This window comes from Tabrizicola sp. BL-A-41-H6 (assembly GCF_050632395.1).
Classification (GTDB): Bacteria; Pseudomonadota; Alphaproteobacteria; order Rhodobacterales; family Rhodobacteraceae; genus JAUYQR01.
Genome location: NZ_CP192600.1, coordinates 2,369,966 through 2,390,605, shown reverse-complemented (window position 1 = coordinate 2,390,605; position 20,640 = coordinate 2,369,966). Strand labels below are relative to the sequence as shown.

The 20,640-nt window shown below is 64.6% G+C and carries 18 protein-coding genes; 5 read left to right on the top strand and 13 right to left on the bottom strand.

The window, feature by feature from the left end; all coding sequences use genetic code 11:
- Positions 1 to 128 precede the first annotated feature (128 nt).
- Positions 129 to 824, top strand: a complete 696-nt coding sequence (locus ACROUL_RS11720; RefSeq protein ID WP_431299652.1) for a type 1 glutamine amidotransferase — start codon at positions 129 to 131, stop codon at positions 822 to 824.
- 2 nt (positions 825 to 826) lie between these two features.
- Here the strand turns inward: ACROUL_RS11720 and ACROUL_RS11715 are convergent, their stop codons facing one another.
- The 8 genes from ACROUL_RS11715 to ACROUL_RS11680 all read right to left on the bottom strand — a co-directional run bounded on the left by ACROUL_RS11715 (position 827) and on the right by ACROUL_RS11680 (position 10,200).
- A complete protein-coding gene (locus ACROUL_RS11715) occupies positions 827 to 1,828 on the bottom strand; it encodes a tellurium resistance protein (protein WP_431299651.1) in 1,002 nt (333 codons plus the stop codon).
- Positions 1,825 to 2,610, bottom strand: coding sequence for a phytanoyl-CoA dioxygenase family protein (locus ACROUL_RS11710; protein ID WP_431299650.1), 786 nt, complete (start codon positions 2,608 to 2,610; stop codon positions 1,825 to 1,827). Before ACROUL_RS11710 ends, ACROUL_RS11715 begins: the two co-directional genes overlap by 4 nt.
- Positions 2,611 to 2,661: 51 nt before the next feature.
- On the bottom strand, positions 2,662 to 3,483 hold the full coding sequence (locus ACROUL_RS11705) for a GNAT family N-acetyltransferase (RefSeq protein ID WP_431299649.1): 822 nt from the start codon (positions 3,481 to 3,483) through the stop codon (positions 2,662 to 2,664).
- Positions 3,484 to 3,630: 147 nt separating this feature from the next.
- Positions 3,631 to 4,716 carry an ABC transporter ATP-binding protein gene (locus ACROUL_RS11700; RefSeq protein WP_431299648.1) on the bottom strand — a complete coding sequence of 362 codons (1,086 nt, stop codon included), beginning with the start codon at positions 4,714 to 4,716 and terminating at the stop codon, positions 3,631 to 3,633.
- A 12-nt stretch (positions 4,717 to 4,728) separates the two neighbouring features.
- Positions 4,729 to 6,363, bottom strand: a complete 1,635-nt coding sequence (locus tag ACROUL_RS11695) for an alpha-amylase family glycosyl hydrolase (protein ID WP_431301299.1) — start codon at positions 6,361 to 6,363, stop codon at positions 4,729 to 4,731.
- A 5-nt stretch (positions 6,364 to 6,368) separates the two neighbouring features.
- Positions 6,369 to 7,508, bottom strand: coding sequence for a carbohydrate ABC transporter permease (locus tag ACROUL_RS11690; protein ID WP_431299647.1), 1,140 nt, complete (start codon positions 7,506 to 7,508; stop codon positions 6,369 to 6,371).
- Between the two features lie 12 nt (positions 7,509 to 7,520).
- On the bottom strand, positions 7,521 to 8,756 hold the full coding sequence (locus ACROUL_RS11685; protein WP_431299646.1) for a carbohydrate ABC transporter permease: 1,236 nt from the start codon (positions 8,754 to 8,756) through the stop codon (positions 7,521 to 7,523).
- Positions 8,757 to 8,853: 97 nt separating this feature from the next.
- Positions 8,854 to 10,200: an ABC transporter substrate-binding protein gene (locus ACROUL_RS11680; protein WP_431299645.1), complete on the bottom strand. Its 1,347-nt coding sequence runs from the start codon at positions 10,198 to 10,200 to the stop codon at positions 8,854 to 8,856.
- Between the two features lie 287 nt (positions 10,201 to 10,487).
- On the opposite strand from ACROUL_RS11680, the gene ACROUL_RS11675 reads away from it, so the two are divergent.
- The 3 genes from ACROUL_RS11675 to ACROUL_RS11665 are packed head-to-tail and all read left to right on the top strand — an operon-like array spanning position 10,488 to position 13,840.
- A complete protein-coding gene (locus ACROUL_RS11675; RefSeq protein ID WP_431299644.1) occupies positions 10,488 to 11,516 on the top strand; it encodes a substrate-binding domain-containing protein in 1,029 nt (342 codons plus the stop codon).
- Between the two features lie 3 nt (positions 11,517 to 11,519).
- A complete protein-coding gene (locus ACROUL_RS11670) occupies positions 11,520 to 12,857 on the top strand; it encodes a GH1 family beta-glucosidase (protein ID WP_431299643.1) in 1,338 nt (445 codons plus the stop codon).
- A gap of 8 nt (positions 12,858 to 12,865) precedes the next feature.
- Positions 12,866 to 13,840, top strand: a complete 975-nt coding sequence (locus ACROUL_RS11665) for an ROK family protein (RefSeq protein ID WP_431299642.1) — start codon at positions 12,866 to 12,868, stop codon at positions 13,838 to 13,840.
- A 93-nt stretch (positions 13,841 to 13,933) separates the two neighbouring features.
- Here ACROUL_RS11665 and ACROUL_RS11660 read toward each other — a convergent pair whose 3' ends face one another.
- Both ACROUL_RS11660 and ACROUL_RS11655 read right to left on the bottom strand, forming a co-directional pair.
- A complete protein-coding gene (locus ACROUL_RS11660) occupies positions 13,934 to 14,590 on the bottom strand; it encodes an alpha/beta hydrolase (RefSeq protein WP_431299641.1) in 657 nt (218 codons plus the stop codon).
- The gene (locus ACROUL_RS11655) at positions 14,590 to 15,219 is read right to left on the bottom strand and encodes a DNA-3-methyladenine glycosylase family protein (RefSeq protein WP_431299640.1); all 630 of its coding nucleotides are present in this window, start codon (positions 15,217 to 15,219) and stop codon (positions 14,590 to 14,592) included. Before ACROUL_RS11655 ends, ACROUL_RS11660 begins: the two co-directional genes overlap by 1 nt.
- Before the next feature lie 104 nt (positions 15,220 to 15,323).
- Here ACROUL_RS11655 and ACROUL_RS11650 point away from each other — a divergent pair, with 104 nt between their 5' ends.
- Entirely contained in the window at positions 15,324 to 16,529 is a 1,206-nt protein-coding gene (locus tag ACROUL_RS11650) for an MFS transporter (protein WP_431299639.1), read from the top strand.
- On the opposite strand, the gene ACROUL_RS11645 is transcribed toward ACROUL_RS11650, so the two are convergent.
- The 3 genes from ACROUL_RS11645 to cysS all read right to left on the bottom strand — a co-directional run bounded on the left by ACROUL_RS11645 (position 16,530) and on the right by cysS (position 20,462).
- Entirely contained in the window at positions 16,530 to 17,297 is a 768-nt protein-coding gene (locus ACROUL_RS11645) for a phytoene/squalene synthase family protein (protein WP_431299638.1), read from the bottom strand.
- Positions 17,294 to 18,916 carry a citramalate synthase gene (gene cimA, locus ACROUL_RS11640; RefSeq protein WP_431299637.1) on the bottom strand — a complete coding sequence of 541 codons (1,623 nt, stop codon included), beginning with the start codon at positions 18,914 to 18,916 and terminating at the stop codon, positions 17,294 to 17,296. The genes ACROUL_RS11645 and cimA overlap by 4 nt, the downstream gene beginning before the upstream one ends.
- Positions 18,917 to 19,028: 112 nt before the next feature.
- Positions 19,029 to 20,462, bottom strand: coding sequence for a cysteine--tRNA ligase (gene cysS, locus ACROUL_RS11635; RefSeq protein ID WP_431299636.1), 1,434 nt, complete (start codon positions 20,460 to 20,462; stop codon positions 19,029 to 19,031).
- Positions 20,463 to 20,640: the final 178 nt, after the last annotated feature.

Here is a 20,640-nt window from a genome sequence, read left to right as displayed (position 1 = left end):
AGGTGGCATCGTTTGGCGGTTCCCCTTTTCACGCGATGCGGCGCTTGGCAAGGGCAAATCCCGCATCTTGCGCTTGCACCCCCACGCGGCCCGTGCAGATTGTGCCAAGGTCAGCCATCGAGGCCTTAATGCGCGTCGCCATCGTCGAAAATACTCACATCACGCACCATGGTCAGGTCGGCGTGGCGCTGCATGAACGCGCCGCCCTGATCGACCTGTGGAAACCGTGGTCCGGGCAACCCCTGCCAACAGACATCGATGCCGACGCGCTGGTCGTCTTCGGCGGCGAACAGGCGGCGACAGATGACCACACGCACCCCTACCTGCCCGACCTCGCCCGCCTGATGGCCGCCTATACCGGGGCTGACAAGCCCGTGCTTGGTATCTGCCTTGGCTCGCAGCTTCTTGCGCGGGCTTTTGGCGCGGAAAACCACCTTGGCACCGCGCCCGAGTTTGGCTGGGTCGACGTTGGGCTGACCGATCAGGGCCGCGCCGATCCGGTTCTATCGGTTCTGCCGGACCGGTTCCCGATCTTTCAATGGCACTCCGACACCTTCACCCTGCCCGAGTGTGCGGTGCATCTGGCTGCCGGCGACAGTGCCCGCCATCAGGCCTTCCGCATAGGCCGCGCGACCTACGGCACCCAGTTCCATTTCGAGGCAAGCCGCGCCGTGGTGGCCGACTGGACCCGCAGCTTTCCCGACGCGATCGAGCGCATGTCGCCGGGCTGGCCCGCGCGGCACCAGCACCTTGCCGCCAGTCAGGGGGTGGCGGCCGATGCACACGGCCTCGCCCTTGCGCGCGCCTGGGTCGGGCTGATCTGACGTCAGGCTTCCGCCGCGTTGGTCCGCGCCGCCAGCTTGCCGCCCGGCCATTCCTTCAGCACCAGCCAGACCAGTGCGGGGATGGTCGCAAGGCTCAGCGCCAGCATCGCAAGGCCCGGCACGGCCCACACACCACCCCGGTTCAGCATCGCCCCGGTCAGCGCCGCCAGCGGAAAGGTAAATGAGCCCCACAGCGGCGACATCCCCGCAGCCATGATCCAGCGCATCCGAACCAAAAGCCCAGCTCCGATCATCAGCGCAAAGACCAGCAGCGCCAGTTCATAGCCGTCCTGACCGATCAGCCCCGCAACGCTTGCCAGTACCGCCGCCGGGGCCAGATGTATGGCCAGCAGCGGTCGCAACGGCGCGGGCGGTTGGTCCGTCTGCAGCCGCAGGATGCTGATCGCCCAGATCACCGCGGCAATCGGCAAGGTCGCCACGAACAGCAGGCTTGCAAGCGTCAGGCTGCCAAGACTCGCCGCCGCGATTCCGCCGACAATCGGCCCGACAAGGGTCATGTGAAACGTCGGGTTCATTACCCGCGCTTCGGGGGGCAAACGCCATAAAAGCCACATCAGCAAAGCCGCCTGCAGGACATGCGCCGCCAATGATGCCAGCAACACCATCCACCCGACGCCGGGCGCAAAGGGCGCGACAATTGCCGCAACCGCCATCCCCCCCATCGTCGCCGCCGCAATCCCGCCGCGCGAGGGCAGAACACGCAGGTCCTCCATGATCGCAGCGGGACGGCGCAGCAGTTTGGTTCCGTAGGCAACAACCGCAAAGACCCAAAGCGCCACCGCGACTCCGGCAAGCAGGTCGGCCGGTCCGGCTGGCAGGGCCGCCGCAGCAAGCCCTGCGCGCAAGGCCAGCACCAATCCCAAAAGGCCAAGGATCACCGGAAACACCACCGGTGGCGTTCGGGCGAACAGCTTTGCCCGGCGCGGCGGAAATTCCGGCGGCGGATACATCTTTGGTCGGTGCCGGGCGACGGGTTCGCTCATTGCCGCAGCACCGGGAACCAGTCCTCGCGCAGTCGCTGGCCAGCCTGCATCCCATGCCCCGGAAAGGGCGGCGAGGTCGGCCCCGGCCGCTCCACATAGCGCGCGTCCCCGCCGACCAGCCGCAACGAAAACGCCCGGCGCCGCTGCGTGGTGGTATTGCCCCGCGTGCCATGCAGCGTGCGAAAGTTGAATGCGACAGCGTCGCCCGGCTCCATCTCCCACTCCAGAATCTGCATCCCCTCGGCTTCGGGGTCCGGCACGGGGATGTAATCACCCGCCTCGGGGTAGAAATCGGTCTCGCTCAGCCAGCGGGTCGGCAGCACGTCCTTTGGCCACAGGTGGCTTCCCGCCACGCAACGCAGCGTCGCCTCGCGGACCGGGTCCAGTGGCGACCAGAAGCTGACCGTCTGCCGACCCTCGACAAAGTAATACGGACCGTCGGTGTGCCACGGCGTCGGCTTCGCCGTGCCGGGTTCCTTGACCAGCACATGGTCGTGGAACATCTGCACATGATCCGAGCCCATCAGTTTTGACGCCACCTCGGCCACGTCCGAGCGGCGGATCACCTCGCCAAACTCCGGGATCTTGGTCCAGTTGCAGTAGTCGTCGAAGAAATACCCCGGCTCGCCCGGCTTCAGCGTTGCCATCTGGTGCGTCGGGTTCGCCATGTTGCGGGCAATCCCGGCGCGCAACGGCTCCACCCAGTCGGCCCACAGGCCCTTGACCAGCACCGCCCCGTCGCGCTGATAGGCCGCGACCATCGCCTCTGTCACAACTGTCATCGTGCACACTCCCCCGGCGGACACCCTGCCCCGAAGTGGGCACTTTCGCAACTACCCCGGCAGCACAAGCAGCGTCGAGCCCAGCTTTCGCAGCCCCGCCCCGGTGCCCAGCTTGAACGTCGCCAGCCCCGGTGCGTCCTCGCTGTTCACCGACCCAAGGTCAAGCCACCGCACCCCTTCGCCGCGCAACGCCAGCGCCGCCTGCCACAGCATCGCCTGATGCACGGCCAGCCCACGCGCCGAAAGGGCAGCCCATGCCATGTGATAACTGGCCGTCGCACCGTGCCGCACAAAGCACATCGCCGCCGCGACCTGCCCCTGCCAGCGCCACTCCCACAAGCGCAGGCAGTCTTGCGGCAACCCAGCGCTGAACCCCGCTGGCAGCGCCTGATAGCCACGCGCCCGGCGCTGCACCGCCTCCGCCTCGATCAACCGCGCCAGTGCACCGCTGCGGTCCCGTTCGAACACAAACGCGCGGCGTTCGCCCGCTACCAGATGGTTGCGCCACTTCGCCCCGAGGCCCGCCCGCAGATCGCCCGCCAGATCCCAGACCGCGTGGTGCATCGGTGTGACCAGCGGGATCAGCCCCACCCCCGCCACCGCCGCCTCTGGTGTCACGACCGTCACCCCCGGCCATCGCGCGAACCGGCGCAAGGCGCGGCGCTTGTCCGCCTCACCGGCCCCCGCCACCCAGACCGGACCGCGCGAGATCAGCCGAACCCGCCCGCGTTGCACCACCAGCGCCCGCCCCATCGCCAGATCAACCTCGATCACCCGCGCGCCCGACAGCCGCGCCGCCGCCGCATAGGGCGCGCTTTGCTGCAACGGAAGGAACGCATCATTCGCATCGGTTTCCATCGCGGCATTAACCACGCCGAAACCTTTCCATGCGGTTAATCACGCCATGAAGCCTGCCAAACCCGCCAAAAGACAAGCACCCGCGCCGCGCCTCACCCTCTGGGTGCCGGCGTTGGTCGCGGGCGCGTCAAGCCTGCTGTGGCTGGGCGTGCTGTCCCTGTTCTAGCGGTAAAGCAGCGACCGGCCATTGGCGAACAGATGCACCTTCTTCGGATCTGCGGTCAGGCTGACCGTGGTGCGGCGCAATTCCGACCGGATGCCGGGCAGCTTGCCCACCACCTGATGCCCATCGCCCTGCTTTTTGAAGTATAAAAGCGTCACCTCGCCAAGCGCCTCGGTGATCTCCACGTCGCCGGTAAAGATCGCCTCGCCCATGGTCTCGGTGAAATCCTCCGGCCGCACGCCGATCTTGACCTTAAGCCCCTTGTCCGACGCAATCGTCGGCACAGCAGACCGCGCCACGCCGCCGTTGTCCAGCTTGACCGTTGTGATCGCGCCGGTCTCCGCCACCTCGCCGGTCATCAGGTTCATCGACGGGCTGCCGATGAACTGCGCGACAAACTCGTTCTCGGGCCGCTCATACAGTTCCAGCGGGCTGCCGACCTGGCTAATCCCGCCACCGGCCAGCACCACGATGCGTGATGCCAGCGTCATCGCCTCCACCTGATCATGGGTGACGTAGACCATCGTCGAATTCGGCATCGCCTCTTTCAACTGCGCGATCTCGATCCGCGTCGCCACCCGCAAGGCGGCGTCAAGGTTGGAAAGCGGTTCGTCGAAAAGATACACCTTCGGATCGCGCACGATGCTGCGCCCGATCGCCACCCGCTGCCGCTGGCCACCCGACAGCGCCTTCGGCAGACGGTCCAGATACGGCGTCAGTTGCAGGATGCGCGCCGCCTTGTCGACCGCCGCCTTGATTTCTTCGGGGCTTTTCTTTGCTATCTTCAGCGCAAACGACATGTTGTCGCGCACCGTCATGTGAGGGTAAAGCGCGTAAGACTGAAACACCATCGCGATGCCGCGCTGCGCCGGCGGCACGTCGTTCATCCGCACGCCGTCGATGGAAAACTCACCCCCGGTGATCTTTTCGAGGCCCGCGATCATCCGCAAGAGCGTGGATTTCCCACACCCCGAAGGCCCGACGAACACGATCAACTCGCCCGTCTTGATGTCGAGGTTGATGTCTTTCAACACCTTCACCTCGCCGTAAGCCTTCTCCACGTCCTTCAGCAGAAGTTCCGCCATGATATTCCTCCCTCAGTCCCGTTTGGCCAGACAGACACCCCAGGGACCAAGCGTCACGCGCCCGTTCCCTACTGTCTGGCTGCCGAGTTCTGCCCCGATTGCCGTCCACTTGCCGTCAGGCAGCGCCACCTCCGCGGTGGCGTCGCCAAGGTTGAAGGCGCAAAAGATCTCCTCATCCCCGCTGCGCCGGAACGTCGCCACGTCGCCCGAGGCGCCGATGTCCTGCATCGCGCCCGTGCGCAGCACTGGGTGCGCCCGGCGCAAGGCCAGCGCCGCGCGGTAATGCGTCAGCATCGACCGAGGCTCACCCGTCTGTGCCGCCACCGACAACGGCAGATGCGGCGCCTTCACCGGCAACCAAGGCTTGCCGGTCGTGAACCCGCCCGTGCCATTGTCCGTGACCCAGACCATCGGCGTGCGCGCCCCGTCGCGGCCCTTGAACTCGGGCCAGAACTGGATGCCGTAGGGGTCCTGCAACTCCTCCAGCTGCAGCTCCGCCTCCGGCAATCCCAATTCCTCGCCCTGATACAGGCAGAGCGAGCCGCGCAAGGTGACCAGCAGCGTGGCATAAAGCTTCGCCGCTTCCTCCGTCAGATGCCAGCGGGTGACATGGCGCACGGTGTCGTGGTTGGAATACGACCAGCACGGCCACGCGTCCGGCGCCGCCGCCCGCATCCGGGCAAAGGTTTCCACCAGCATCGGTGCGGTCAGCCGGGTCGGCTGCAACATCTCGAAGGGGTAGCACATCTGCACCTTGTCCCCGCCCGAGGTATACTCGGCCATGATCTCAAGTCCCCGCTGCGCATCGCCCACCTCACCCACGGCGGCAGCGTTGTAGGGGTTCAGCACGGCGCGGAACTTGCGCAAAAACTCAAGGTTTTCCGGCTGGTTCTTGGAAAACAGGTGCAGCTGGTGGTTATATGGGTTCACGCTTGGCGCGATGCTGTCGTTGCGCAGCGGTTTCGGCAGCGACGGGTTATCGCGCAGATACTTGTCGGCAAAATAGAAGTTGATCGTGTCCAGCCGGAACCCGTCCACGCCGCGCTTCAGCCAGAACCGCGCCACATCCAGAAGCGCCTCCTGCACCGGTTCGTGGTGCAGGTTGAGGTCCGGCTGCGAGGTCAGGAAGTTGTGCAGGAAATACTGCTCGCGCCGCCCGTCCCACTCCCATGCCGATCCGCCAAAGACCGAAAGCCAGTTGTTCGGCGGGGTGCCGTCGGGCTTCGGCTCGGCCCAGACATACCAGTCGGCCTTCGGATTGGTCCGGTCCTTGCGGCTTTCGGCAAACCACGGATGCTGGTCGCTGGTGTGTGACAGCACGAGGTCGATCATCACCCGCAGGCCCAGATCATGCGCACGCGCGACCACCGCATCGAAATCGGCAAGCGTGCCGAACATCGGATCGACGTCGCAATAATCACTGACGTCGTAGCCAAAGTCCTTCATCGGGCTGGTGAAGAACGGGCTGATCCAGATCGCATCCGCGCCAAGGCTGGCGATATGGTCCAGCCGCGTGACGATGCCGACCAGGTCCCCGATCCCGTCGCCGTTGCTGTCTTGATAGCTGCGCGGGTAGATCTGATAGATCACCGCCCCGCGCCACCACTCCGGGTCCGACGCCAGCACAGACCGCCCCTCCCGTTCCATCCTGCTCACTTGACCGACCCTGCCAGAAGCCCGCGCACCAAAAACCGCTGAAGCAAGAAGAACACCGCCAGCGGCACTGCGATCGACACGAACGCGCTGGCCGACAGGATCTCCCAGTCGCCCCCGCGCGAGCCCATCAGGTTCACGAGGTTGCCGGTCAGCACCTGCTGGTCGTTGCCCGTGCCAAGGAACACCAAGGCTACCAAAAGGTCATTCCACGTCCACAGGAACTGGAAGATCGCGAACGAAGCCAGCGCCGGAAACGACAGCGGCAGGATGATCTTGGTGAAGATCTGGAAATCCGTCGCGCCATCGACCTTCGCGTTCTCGATGATGTCCTTCGGCAGACCCACCATGTAGTTGCGCAAAAGGTAGATCGCCAACGGCAACCCGAACCCGGTATGGGCCATCCAGATGCCCAGATACCCCTTTCCAATGCCGATCCAGTTATGAAACTGAAGAAGCGGAATCAGCGCCAGTTGCAACGGCACCACAAGCAAGCCCACGATCGCTGCAATCAGAAGCGCCCGGCCCGGAAAATCCATCCACGCCAGCGCATAGGCCGCGAAGGCTGCGATCAGGATCGGGATGATCGTCGCCGGAATGGCCACCGTCGCCGTATTCATGAAGGCCTGAAAGATCGTCTGCCCGGCCAAGGGGCTGAACAGCACGTTGTTGTAGTTCTGCGTCGTGAACTCCGGCGGCGTTGCGGCGGTCGCGAACACGCGCGGCAACCGCTCCCCCGCCAGCGTTGTGGGCGAGGTCAGCACATAATCCCCCGCTTCCGACACCGTCAGCGTCCGCCCGTCGCCCAGATCGGCCACCGCCCCCGGCGCGTAGGCCGACGGTTCGCGCGAACTGGTGCCCCAGGCGCTGATCACCGCGCCCGCCCCATCGAAAAGCCCGCCCTCGATCACGAAGCCGCCGTCCTTCGGCACCTCTTCGCCCTCGATCCGGATCGGCGACAGTTGCTGTTCCTGCGTCGACAAGGCCTGCCACCAGCCCGAGCCGACGATCTGATCCCCGGTCCGGAATGACGAGACCAGAAGCCCGAAAGTCGGCAGTACCCACATCAACACGAGTGCGACGACCGAGATATGCACCGCCCAGGTCAGCGAGGATTTGGTTCCAGCTATGTTGTCCATCTCACCCTGCCCTCAGCGCATTTCTTTGCGCGCGTTGTAGACGTTCCAGACCAGGATCGGCATGACCAGCAGCATGATCACCATCGCACTTGCCGACCCCACGCCCCAGTCGCCCGCCCGAAACAGCTTGTCATACATGTAGTTGGCCAGCACCTGCGTCTGGAACTGCCCGTTGGTCATCGCCAGCACGATGTCGAACACCTTCAGCACGGTGATCGTGATCGTGGTCCAGACCACCACGATGGTGCCCATGATCTGCGGTACCTTGATCTTGAAGAACACCTGAAACGGGTTCGCCCCGTCGATGATCGCAGCCTCGATCGTATCCTCCGGCACACCCCGCAGTGCCGCCGACAAGATCACCATCGCAAAGCCGGTCTGAATCCAGATCAGCACCGCCATCAGGAAGAAGTTGTTCCAGTAGGGGATCGTCAGGAACTGCTGCGGCACGCCGTAAGGCAGATCGGCCCGCACCGCGCCAAGCGCCCAGGACAGCGCCACGTAAACCAACCAGAGGCCGATCAGGCCTCCAAGCGCCCGTGCCACCTTTTCCAGCGTGCCGACCGGCCGGTCGCTTTGGCTCAACACGCGCACCATGCCCCAGACGACGTAGGCCACAGCGGCAGCAAAGGCGACCAGCAGCAGCACCGGCAGCACCTTGAGGAACAGCACCGACCAGACGCCGCCCTCGAATTTCATCCAGATCGCGTTCAGCGCACCGATCTGCGCCACCGCCGCATCGCGGCTGTCATAGACCAGCTTCCAGATCACCGATGCGCCAACGAACGAAATCGCCATCGGCATGAAGATCAGCGACTTGGCGATGTTGCCCCATTTGATCCGGTCGGTCAGCTGCGCCGCCAACAGCCCGAAGGCCGTCGACATCGCCGGCACCACCACCAGCCAGACCATGTTGTTCTTCATGGATTCCCAGAATTTATCCTCGGACATCATCTGGGCGTAGTTGGCAAAGCCGACGAACTCGCTGCCGGCGCCAACCTGCTTGTTCAACGAAAGCCACAGCGTCGCTACCACCGGGTAGGCCAGATAAAGGCCCAACAGCACGATGGCGGGAAACAGGAACAGCCAGGGCCGGATCATGTTGGCGCGGTTGATGTTGCGCCCTGCATTCGGCCCGCGCGGGGGGTAGAGAACCTTGTCCAGGAACAGGTTCGACCCGTAGAAATAGACCAGACATCCCCCGACGCCCAATCCGATTGTGATGACCGCCTGCAAAGCCGGATTCATGCGCCCCTCCCAAGACGATGACCAAGGTGCAAACGGGCCCGATACAAAGGACCGGGCCCGCTGCAATCACATTCGGCAAATCACGCCGAAAGCACCGTTACTTCGGCCACGACGCTTCCACCGTGTCCGCCACTTCCTGCGCCGACTTGCCCGACACATAGTCGACCATTGCCGTCCAGAACGTGCCAGCGCCGACAGCGCCCGGCATCAGGTCAGATCCGTCAAAGCGGAAGGTCGTGGCGTTCGCCAGGATCTCGCCCTGCTTCTTCAGTGCTTCGCTGCCATAAAGGTCGCGGTTGACGCCGGTGAACGGCGTGACAAAGCCGGTCTGCGCCATCCACACTTCATGTGCGATCGGGGTCTTCAGCCACTCGATGAAGGCCCGGGCCGCTTCGCTTTCCTTCATCACGAAGGCCAGCGTGCCCGCGCCCAGAACCGGCGAGCCGAGGTCTTTTCCAGCGTAAGCCGGGAAGTAGAAGAAGTCGGCGTCGGTGCCCAGTTTCGTGCCTTCAGGGAAGAACGAAGGGATGAACGACGCCTGGCGGTGCATGTAGCACTGCGGCGGCGACGAGAAGAGACCCTTCGGGCTGTCGCGGAAGTCGGTCGAGGCAACGGCAGCGGCGCCACCGGCGACGTTGGCATCGGTCTTGGCAAACCAGCCGAATTCGTCGATCGCAGCCACGATGGCCGGGTCGTTGAACGGGATCTGGTGCGAGGTCCACTTGTCATAGACGTCCGCAGGCTGCGTGCGCAGCAGCAGGTCTTCGACCCAGTCGGTTGCCGGCCAGCCCGTCGCACCGCCTGAACCCAGACCGATGCACCACGGCGTGCCGCCATCGGCGACGATCTTCTCGGTCAGCGCCTTCAGCTCTTCCATCGTGGTCGGGATCGCGTAGCCCGCATCCTCGAAGTTCTCCGGGCTGTACCAGACCAGCGACTTCACGTCCGCCTTGTAGGGGAACGCATACAGCGCCTGGGTGCCGTCAGCGCCCGGATAGGTGCCAAGTGCCGCCCAGCTTGCGCCCGCGCCGTAGTTGTCGGTCAGCCACTGGGTGGTTTCCGGCGCCAGCGGCAGGACCAGACCTTTTGCGGCCAGTTGCGCGATCAGGCCGGGCTGCGGCAGCACGGCCACATCCGGCGGCGAACCCGCTTCGGCGTCGATGATCAGCTGCTGCTCGTAGCCTTCGGACGACGAGTAGTTCACCGTCACGCCCGACGCGGCTTCGAAATACGCCAGCATGCTTTCGACCAGTACCTGGTCTTCGCCACGCCACGGGCCGAACAGGGTGATGGTCTGGCCGTCCAGGTTGTAGGCCTCGTCGAACGCCTTGTAGCTGTCCCAGTTGAAGGCGCCTTCACCTACCGGGAATTTCAGGTCCTGGGCCAACGCACCGCTGGCGGCCAGCGCCAGCACGGCGGTGCTGACGATAAGTCTGGTTTTCATTAGTCTTCCTCCCGTTTCCCCCGCCCTCTGACGGGGCATGAAACCAACGTCGGCATAACAGCTTCTGCGCCACGGGGCAGAATCAATTCAAACCGCTTTGGATGCGCAACATTTGCCGATCCTTCCCCTCAAGTCAATCCAAAGCGCCTTCAATGTTTTTCCATCGCCCAATCCGGCGGCACAGTCTGTTCCGTAATCGTTTACGGAGGGCAGCATTTGGCTTTGACCTGCCCCTCCACCATGTTTAATGTTCGCGCAATTGAAATCGTTTTGAGCATCCGCCCGCCATGAACCTCAAGGAACTCGCCACCAAGCTGGGCCTGTCGCCCACGACAGTGTCGCGGGCGCTCAACGGCTACCCCGAGGTGAACGAGGTCACCCGCGAACGCGTCATGGCCGCGGCCAAACGCCACAATTACCATCCCAACACCCGCGCCATCCGCCTTGCCACCGGCCGCGCGATGGCCGTCGGCCACGTAATCCCGATCGCCACCCGCCATGAGATCGTGAACCCCGTATTCGCCGACTTCATCGCCGGCGCCGGCGAAACCTACAGCCGCAACGACTATGATATGGTCCTCTCAGTCGTCCCCGACGAGGGCGAGGAAGACACCTACCGCTCGCTCAAATCCAAGGGCAACGTCGACGGCGTCATCGTCCACGCCCCCCGCATGAACGACCCCCGCATCCCGCTTCTGCGCGAGATCGGCCTGCCCTTCGTCGTCCACGGCCGCGCTACCGGCACCGCCGAACCCTACTGCTGGCTTGACGTGAACAACCGCCGCGCCTTCCAGCGCGCCACCGAATTCCTGCTCGACCTCGGCCATACCCGCATCGCACTGGTCAATGGCCTCGAGTTCATGGATTTCGCCATTCGCCGCCGCACCGGCTATGTCGATGCCCTCACCGCCCGTGGCATCACCCCCGACCCCGCCCTGATGGCCACGGACGAGATGACCGAAATCGCCGGTTTCCGCGCAGCCTCCGCCATGCTGGCCCTGCCGAAACCACCCACCGCCATCCTCGCCGCCTCGATGATCTCCGGCATGGGCGTGCGCCGCGCGGTCGAGAGCAAGGGTCTGACCGTTGGCCGCGACGTCTCGATCATCATTCACGATGACGACCTGTCCTACATGAAGAACGGCGAGGATGTGCCGATCTTCACCGCAACCCGCTCTTCGGTGCGCGAAGCCGGGCGCCTTGCGGCCGAGATGCTGCTTGACGTCATTGCCCACCCCGAGGCCGCCCCGCAACAGCGCCTTCTCGAGGCTGAACTCATCATCGGCCAGTCCACCGGCCCCGCGCCCAAAGGCTGAGCCATGCCGATCCCGCCGCTCTCACGCTTCGATTTCCCGCAAGGGTTCGTCTTCGGGGCGGCCACCGCCGCCTACCAGATCGAAGGCTCCGCGTTCGGCGGCTGCGGTCCGTCGCATTGGGATACGTTCTCCGCTACCCCCGGCAACGTGATCCGCGCCGAAAACGGCGCCAAGGCCTGCGACCACTACCACCAGTGGCCCGCCGACCTGGACCTTCTGCAAGCGGCCAACCTCGATGGCTACCGCTTCTCCACCTCTTGGCCCCGCGTCATGCCAGATGGTGTGAACGTCAACCCGGAAGGCATTGATTTCTATGACCGTCTGGTTGACGGAATGCTGGCGCGCGGTCTGAAACCCTTCCAGACACTCTACCATTGGGAAATGCCCTCGGCCTTGGCTGACAAGGGTGGCTGGGCGAACCGCGACACCTGCCACCGCTTTGCCGATTTCTCGGAAACCATCACCCGGCGCCTTGGCGACCGCGTCGCCTCCATCGCCACGGTCAACGAACCCTGGTGCGTGGCGTGGCTGTCGCACTTCATGGGCATCCACGCCCCCGGCCTGCGCGACATCCGCGCCGCCGCCCGCGCGATGCACCATATCCTTCTCGCCCACGGCCTTGCGGTCGAGCGCCTGCGGGGGCTGGGCCAACCCAACCTCGGCATCGTGCTGAACTTCGACCACGCCTCGCCGGCGACCAACAGCCCGGAAGATCAAACCGCGTCAGACCTTTGGGATGGGATCTTCAACCGCTGGTTCATCGAAGGGATCACCCGCCAGACCTATCCCTCCAACGTGCTGGAGGGTCTTGCCCCGCACATGCCGGCGAACTGGCAAGACGACATGCCGGTGATCGGGCAAAAGCTAGATTGGCTCGGCGTCAACTACTACACCCGCCACCTGCACGCACATGATGCAACCGCGCCCTGGCCGTCGCTGAAAGACGTGCCCGGCAATCTGCCCCGCACCCAGATGGGCTGGGAGATATACCCGGATGGCTTGCACCACTTCCTTACCCGCATGGCGCGCGACTATGTCGGCGACCTGCCGATCTACGTCACCGAAAACGGCATGGCGAACGCCGATCAACTTGAAGATGGTGCCGTAACTGACCGTGTTCGCGAGGACTTCCTGTTTTCGCACCTGGCCGCCACGAAACGGGCAATTGCCGATGGGGCCAATGTGAAGGGCTTCTTCTACTGGTCGCTTCTGGACAATTACGAATGGGCCGAAGGCTACGAAAAACGCTTCGGACTCGTGCATGTCAATTTCGACACTCTGGTCCGCACGCCCAAATCCTCCTATCACGCTCTCGCCCGCGCGCTGGCGCGAAACGAGTAGGACGCAGCATGACCCTTGCAATTCTGGCTGACATTGGCGGCACGAACACCCGCGTGGCCTTGGCCGACGGCACCAAGGTGCGGCTTGACTCCATCCGTCGCTTTCCCAACGCCGAATATCAGGCGCGCGGGCAGGACATCGCGCATGTGCTGAAGGATTACCTCGCCCAGACAGGCGCAACCGTTTCCGGCGTCTGTGTCGCCGCCGCCGGCCCGGTTCAGGACGGCGTCGCCACCATGACCAATCTTGACTGGGTGATGGATGCGGCAAAGCTTTCCGGTGCCACTGGTGCGAAAAAGGTAGCCATCCTCAACGACTTGCAGGCACAAGGTCAGGCGCTTGGCCACATCCCTGCCGAAAACCTTCGCACTGTCATTCCCGGCCCGGTGAAATCCGGCGCGGCCATGCTCGTCGTCGGCCTTGGCACCGGCGTCAATGCGGCCCCAGTTCACCCCGGCGCACAAGGCCGCGTGGTGCCGCCGTCGGAATGTGGCCACGTCAACATGCCCGTCCGCACCGAAGAAGACTTCCGCCTCCTGCGCTTCGTCGAAGCCCGCCTTGCCGCCGAAGGCGAGGTCGCCCATGCCGGCGTTGAAGAGGTTCTGGCCGGGCGCGGACTTGCCAATCTGCACGCCTTCGCCGCAACCGAAGCGGGCCGCCCCGACAGCCTCACCTCGGCCGAAGTGCTGGCCGCCCTTGCCGCCGGTGACACGGTCGCTGCACATGCAGCGCGTCTATACGTGCATATACTGGGCCAGACCCTTGCCGACCTCGCACTGATCCACCTGCCCTACGGCGGCATCTACCTGATCGGTGGCATGGCCCGCGCGATGACCCCGTCCTTGTCCAGCTTCAGCCTCGCCACCCAGTTCCGCGAAGCGCGCCGGGTGGACCTGCTGGAAAAGGATTTTTCGGTGACCGTCGTCGAAGATGACTACGCAGCACTGACGGGTTGCGCCGCCTACCTGCACAGCGTCGCCTGACGCGGCAGGGACACAGGTTAAAACTTTCTTAAAGTCACACTGTAACCCATTGTATTGATTAAGGTCGAAGAATGTCCCACCGTGGGACGTGCCTCACCCCAACCGATCCTTCAGGAACCGCAAGGCAACCCCCAGCCCATCCGGCGCGATCCCATGCCCGGTCCCCTTCATCACGTGCCCAAAGGTCGGCACCCCCGCCGCAACCAAGGCATCTCCCGCCTTCGCCATGTCCGAAAACGGCACCACCGGGTCCTGATCGCCGTGGATCAGCAGTACCGGCGGCTTCACCACCGCCTCCGCCGCCAGCTTTTCTGGCCGCAGCAGCCGCCCCGAAATCGCCACCACCCCGGCCATCTCCACCGGCCGCCGCACCGAGACATGCAGGCTCATCATCGCCCCCTGGCTGAACCCGACCAGGGCCAGCCGCTCCGGCCCCAACCCCTCCTCTGCCAGCCTCGCATCCAGAAACCCGTCCAGATCCTTTGCCGCCGCATCAAGCCCAGCCTCGGCCAGCGCCACGTCAGACCCGTCCAGCCAGGGGATCGGGAACCACTGCCACCCGAACCCGCCACCAACACACCGCTCCGGCGCATCCGGCGCCAGAAAGACCGTGTCCGGCAGATGCTCACCCAAGACGTCGGCCAACCCCAGAAGGTCTGACCCGTCCGCGCCATAACCATGCACGAACACGACCATGGATCGCGCGCCGCCTGACCCCGCCCCCCGTCGCCCGAACCGCAAGTCCCGCATTACGCCACTCCATCCCGTTCCTTCGCAACCCGGTAATAGGCCCAGAGGATCCTTGCCGCAACTGACCGCCAAGGCGACCAGTCCTCCGCCATCGCCCTGAGCGCCCGCTCTGAGGGCCGCGCCTCCAGCCCGAACAGCATCCGCGCGGCCTCCTGCAACGCCAGATCGCCCGGTGCAAACACATCCGCCCGCCCCAGCGCGAACATCGCATAGATCTCCGCCGTCCAGACCCCGATCCCCGGAACCGCAACCAGCGCCGCCACGACCTCGGCGTGCGGCAAACTTCGCAGGGCGTCGAAGTCGATCCCCGCTTGCGCCAACGCCCGCCCATAGCGCGCCTTCTGACGGCTGAGGCCTGCGGCGCGCAGCACCTCGTCCGATGCCGCCGCCATCGCGCCCGCTTCGGTCAGACCTGCCGCTTCCAACCGCCCCCAGATCGCCCGCGCGCTTGCAACCGACACCTGCTGGCCCACGATCGCGCTCAACAACGCGCCGAACCCGTCTGGCTGTCGCCGCAGCGGCAGTGGCCCGACCAGTGGCAGCGCACGGGCAAAGGCCGGTTCGCGCGCGGCCAGCCAGTCTGCCCCCTCCGCCACGCAGTCGAGGGAATGGATGATGCGGCCTACCATTCTTCCTCTTTGCCCAAACATCCCCGCCTGAGGCAACCACCCTTGCATCCGATGCGACGGTTTTCGCCTTGCCCCCCGGCAGAGCCCGGCTTACCCCTGTCGGAATGAGCCAAGATGCCCTCGCCAAACGCAACGTCCTCGTCCTTGTGGGCGCGCAAGCCATCCTCGGCGCACAGATGCCGATGATCTTCACTATCGCCGGCCTTGCGGGCAACACGCTTGCGCCGAACCATTGCTGGGCGACGCTGCCGATCACCTGCACAGTGATCGGCTCGATGTTGACCGCCACCCCGATTTCCGCCCTGATGCAGAAACACGGTCGTCGGACTGGGTTCGTCGTTGGCGCGATGGGCGGAGCGCTTGGGGCAGCCATCGGTGCCTACGGGTTGTCGATCGCCAGCTTCGCCATCTTTTGTCTTGGCGCCTTCATCACCGGCATCTACATGTCGGCGCAGGGTTTTTACCGTTTTGCCGCCGCCGATACCGCATCAGACGAGTTTCGTCCGAAGGCGATCAGCTGGGTCATGGCTGGCGGCCTGCTGTCCGCCGTTGTCGGCCCCCAGATCGTCAAGGTGACGGCTGACGCGATGGCGGTGCCGTTTCTAGGCACATACCTGGCCGTCATCGGGTTGAACCTTGTCGGCGTGTTCCTGTTTGCGGGCCTGAAGATTCCCAAGCCCAAGGCGCCTGTCGCAGGCGCGCCGCTGGGCCGCAGCCGGGCTGAACTTGTGCGCACCCCCGTGATCGCGGTGGCGATGATCTGCGCTACGGTATCATACGCGCTGATGAACCTCGTCATGACCTCGTCGCCACTTGCCGTTGTCGGTTGTGGGTTCAAGACGGCAAACGCCGCCGATGTCGTCACAGCCCATGTTCTTGCGATGTACGCGCCGTCGTTCTTCACCGGCCATATCATCGCCCGTTTCGGCGTGGAGCGGGTGATCGCGCTTGGCCTGACGATCCTTGCCGCAGCCGGGGCCGTGGCGATGGCCGGCGTGCAACTGGAGAATTTCTTCATTGCCCTCATGCTTTTGGGGATTGGCTGGAACTTCGGCTTCATCGGGGCGACCACAATGCTGACCGCTGCCCAACGCCCTGAAGAACGCGGTCGCCTGCAGGGCCTGAATGACCTTGTGGTCTTCGGCGGCGTCACGATGGCGTCGTTTTCGTCTGGCGGTTTGATGAATTGCTCTGGCGGGTCGGTTCAGCAGGGCTGGCAACTGGTGAACATGGCGATGCTGCCGTTCCTTGTGCTGGCAGGTGGTGCGTTGATTTGGCTTTGGCTGCGCCCCCGCGACCTTCGGGTCTGATCACCAGCGCCCGGTGAAGGCCTGCCACAAAAGCCCGCCCCGGCGACGGAACTCGGACGGGGCCAGTGTACCTTCGGGCAGTGCTGCGGGGTCGGCGAGCACTTGAGTTAGGGTCGCTTCGGTCTGCCATCCGGCCAAAAGCGCATGGGCCGCCCCCTTCGGCACGGTGCGCCGCTGTGCTCGCGCCTGCGCCAACCGCTCAAGGCCGGACGCGGCAAGATCGGCAACATCAGTCCCGGCAGGCAGGGGTACACGGCCGCGTGCCGACAGTTCCGGAACCGCGCGCAGGAACGCCGCCAATCCCGCAGCCCAGCCATAGTTTCGCACCGCGGCCTCGGCCGCCTCGGGCGCGCCAAGTGCGCGGGCAGCCAGCCACATCAGGCCCGCCCCGGTTGCCTCGATATAGGCATCAAGCGCAGCGCGGTCGGGAAAGGGGTCGCGCCCGGCATCCCAGATCCGCGTCGCGATCAGCCGGTCCATCACCTCGACCGGCAGGCCAAAATCGCGGATCAGATCGTGGAGCGGCCCCGCAACCTCATGCGCCCGCGCGGCACCCGAGGCTGCGTTTGCCACCACGTCGCGCCACCATTGCAGCCGCATCTCGGCGATCAAGGGTTCGTCCGTCACCCATGGTGCGCGCGCGACCTCAAGGTTGAAGGCATAGAGCGGGAAAAGCTGTGCCCGCGCGTCCGCCGGGGCGGCCATCACGGCCAGAAAGCGGTCGGGATCGCCGCGTTCGACCAGTGCCGCGCAAGCCGCGATGGTCACGCCGGGGCCCCGACGTCGCGGATCAACTTCCACTGGATCGCGTCGAGCAATGCCTCGAACGAGGCGTCCACGATGTTGGCGCTGACCCCAACGGTGGACCAGCGCCGTCCCTGGCCATCCTCGCTGTCGATGATGACGCGCGTGACCGCCTCGGTGCCGCCGTTGGTGATGCGGACCTTGAAGTCGACCAGTTTCATGTCGTCGATGCAGGCCTGATAGGGCCCAAGATCCTTGCCAAGCGCCTTGGCCAGTGCGTTGACCGGGCCGCGGTCGGATCCCGCCTCGTCCATGCTGTCGCTGACTGACATCATCTTGCGCTCGCCTATTTTCACCACCACCACCGCTTCCGACAGGCTGATCATCCGGTCGTAGCGGTTCTTCCGGCGTTCCACTGTGACCCGGTAGCGTTTGACCTCGAAGAAGTCCGGCATCAGGTCCAGCTCGCGGCGTGCGACGAGTTCAAAGCTGGCTTGCGCGCCGTCATAGGCATAGCCTTGGTCCTCACGGTCCTTGACCACCTCAAGGATGCGGCCGAGGCGGGGGTCTTTCGGATCGACCGCGATCCCGGCCGCGACAAGGCGGGCGCGCAGGTTCGACTGCCCCGCCTGGTTCGACATCGGGATCACCCGCTCGTTGCCTACGACGGCGGGGTTGACGTGTTCGTAGGTCGAGGGGTCTTTCAGGATCGCGCTGGCGTGGAGGCCAGCCTTGTGGGCAAAGGCGCTGGCGCCAACGTAGGGAGAGGCGCGGAGGGGGACGCGGTTCAGGATGTCGTCCAGCATCCGGCTGGTCTTCAGAAGGCCCGCTAGCGAGGCATGGGTAACGCGGGTTTCGAACCGGCTGGCGTAGGGTTCCTTCAGGAGAAGCGTCGGGATGATTGTTGTGAGGTTGGCGTTGCCGCAGCGTTCACCAAGGCCGTTGAGTGTGCCTTGCACTTGCCGCGCGCCTGCGTCGATCGCGGCGAGGGTGTTGGCGACGGCGTTGCCTGTGTCGTCGTGGCAATGGATGCCGAGGTGGTCGCCGGGGATTCCGGCGTCGATCACCTCGGCGGTGATGCGGCCCACTTCGGCGGGAAGGGTGCCGCCGTTGGTGTCGCACAGGACGACCCAGCGGGCGCCGGCGGTGAGGGCGGCTTGCAGGCAGGAGAGGGCGTAGGCGGGGTTGGCGCGGTAGCCGTCGAAGAAATGCTCGGCATCGAAGAGAGGTTCGCGGCCCTTGGCGACAAGGTGGGAGATGGAGGCGGCGATGGCCTCGCGGTTCTCGTCCAGGGTGACGCCGAGGGTGGCGGTGACGTGAAAGTCGTGGGTTTTGCCGACGAGGCAGACGGCTGGGGTGCGGGCGTTCAGAACGGCGGCGAGGACGTCGTCGTTTTCGGCCGAGCGGCCCACCCGTTTGGTCATGCCGAAGGCGGTGAGGGTGGCGCGGGTTTGCGGGGCGGCGGCGAAGAAATCGCTGTCGGTCGGGTTGGCGCCAGGCCAGCCGCCTTCGATGTAATCGACGCCGAGGGCGTCGAGCGCCACGGCGATCTGGACCTTCTCGGCGGCCGAAAACTGGACCCCCTGGGTCTGCTGGCCATCGCGGAGCGTGGTGTCGAAGAGATGGAGGCGCTCGCGGGTCATGTGATGGGTCCGGGGGTAATGTCCCACGGTGGGACAATTTTGAGGGTTTTTGATATCAATGGGTTGGCTGGGTGCGTTAATGTGGCCTTAAGGATTGGCGGCAATGCAGCGGTCATAGGATCGCATCCAGTTTGACAGGGTCGAAGTCCGTGCCGGGGACTAGTTCGACGCCGGCTTTCGACATGCGGACCTCGACGCCTGCGGCGATGAGGGCGGACTTAAGTGCGTCCACGGCGGAGAAATCCTTGGTCGCCTTAGCTTGGTTCCAGAGGTGATCAAGGTGTTGTTCAAGGTCTGCAAGTTTGGGCGATGCTCCTGATCCCGAGCTTATGTTCAGCCAAGCAGCGCGAAATGTTTCGCGCTCACCATCCGGCAAAAAGCCGAGCCACCTTGCATTGTCGAGAAGGGCCTGTGGCTGGTCTTGCAAGGACCGGAGGCGGACAAGTGCCATGTGCGTGTTCAGATCGTCCGTCAAAGCTTCGACAAGCTTGGCGTCCGGAGAAAACCGCTCCCAAGGGGTAGGCTCAAGTTCCCAAGTTAACTTGTGCCAATTCCCGAGCGTAATGTCGGCTTCCTTTCGTTTTCCCTCGGTCCAGTCCATCGGGCTGCGGTAGTGCGTCATCAGGAAAACAAAGCGGATCACCTCGCCCGGCACGCCTTGATCCAAGAGATCCCGCACGGTGAAGAAGTTGCCCAAGCTCTTGGACATCTTCTTGCCTTCGACCAGCAGCATCTCGTTGTGCATCCAGACACGGGCGAAGTCGCCTTCCGGGTGGGCGCAGGCGGATTGGGCGATCTCGTTTTCGTGGTGCGGGAATTGCAGGTCGAGGCCGCCGCCGTGGATGTCGAAGGACTCGCCAAGGAGTTCATGCGCCATCGCGGAGCATTCGATATGCCAGCCGGGGCGGCCCCTGCCCCACGGGCTTTCCCAGCCGGGTTCTTCGCCCGACGAGGGTTTCCACAGAACGAAATCCATCGGGTTGCGCTTGTAGGGGGCAACCTCGACCCGTGCGCCGGCGATCATGTCGTCGACGCTGCGACCGGACAGCTTGCCGTAGGCGGCGTAGCTTTCGACGGCAAAGAGAACATGGCCTTCGGCTGCGTATGCGTGGCCCTTGGCGATCAGGGTGGAGATCATCGCGATCATCTGGCCGATGAATTCGGTGGCGCGGGGTTCCATCGTCGGGCGTATTGCGCCGAGCGCGTCCATGTCGGCGTGATACCAGGCGATGGTTTCCTCGGTCCGCTGGTGGATCAGCTCTTCCAGCGTGCCGGGGCTGCCTGCCTGCTGACGGCGCAGCGCCTCGGCGTTGATCTTGTCGTCGACGTCGGTGAAGTTGCGGACGTAGGTGACGTGATCGGCCCCATAGAGGTGGCGGAGCAGGCGAAAGAGCGTGTCGAACACCACGACCGGGCGGGCGTTACCAAGGTGGGCGCGGTCATAGACGGTGGGGCCGCAGACATACATCCGCACGTTCGACGCATCGATCGGCGCGAAGTCCTGCTTCGCGCGCGCCTTGGTGTTGTAAAGCCTCAGGCCCGTCATGGTCGTCCTCGCAACAGGGCACCGCACACTGCCGTTGATCCCGGCGGGGCTTACCAATTTCGACTGTGCTTGAAAACAGAAGACCGGGCCCGCCTGACGATGTCAGCGGGTAATGCAGCAGGTAATGGTGCCAGTGGTCATCATCAGCGGGACGTAGCACGCGAAAGCCAAAGCGCGC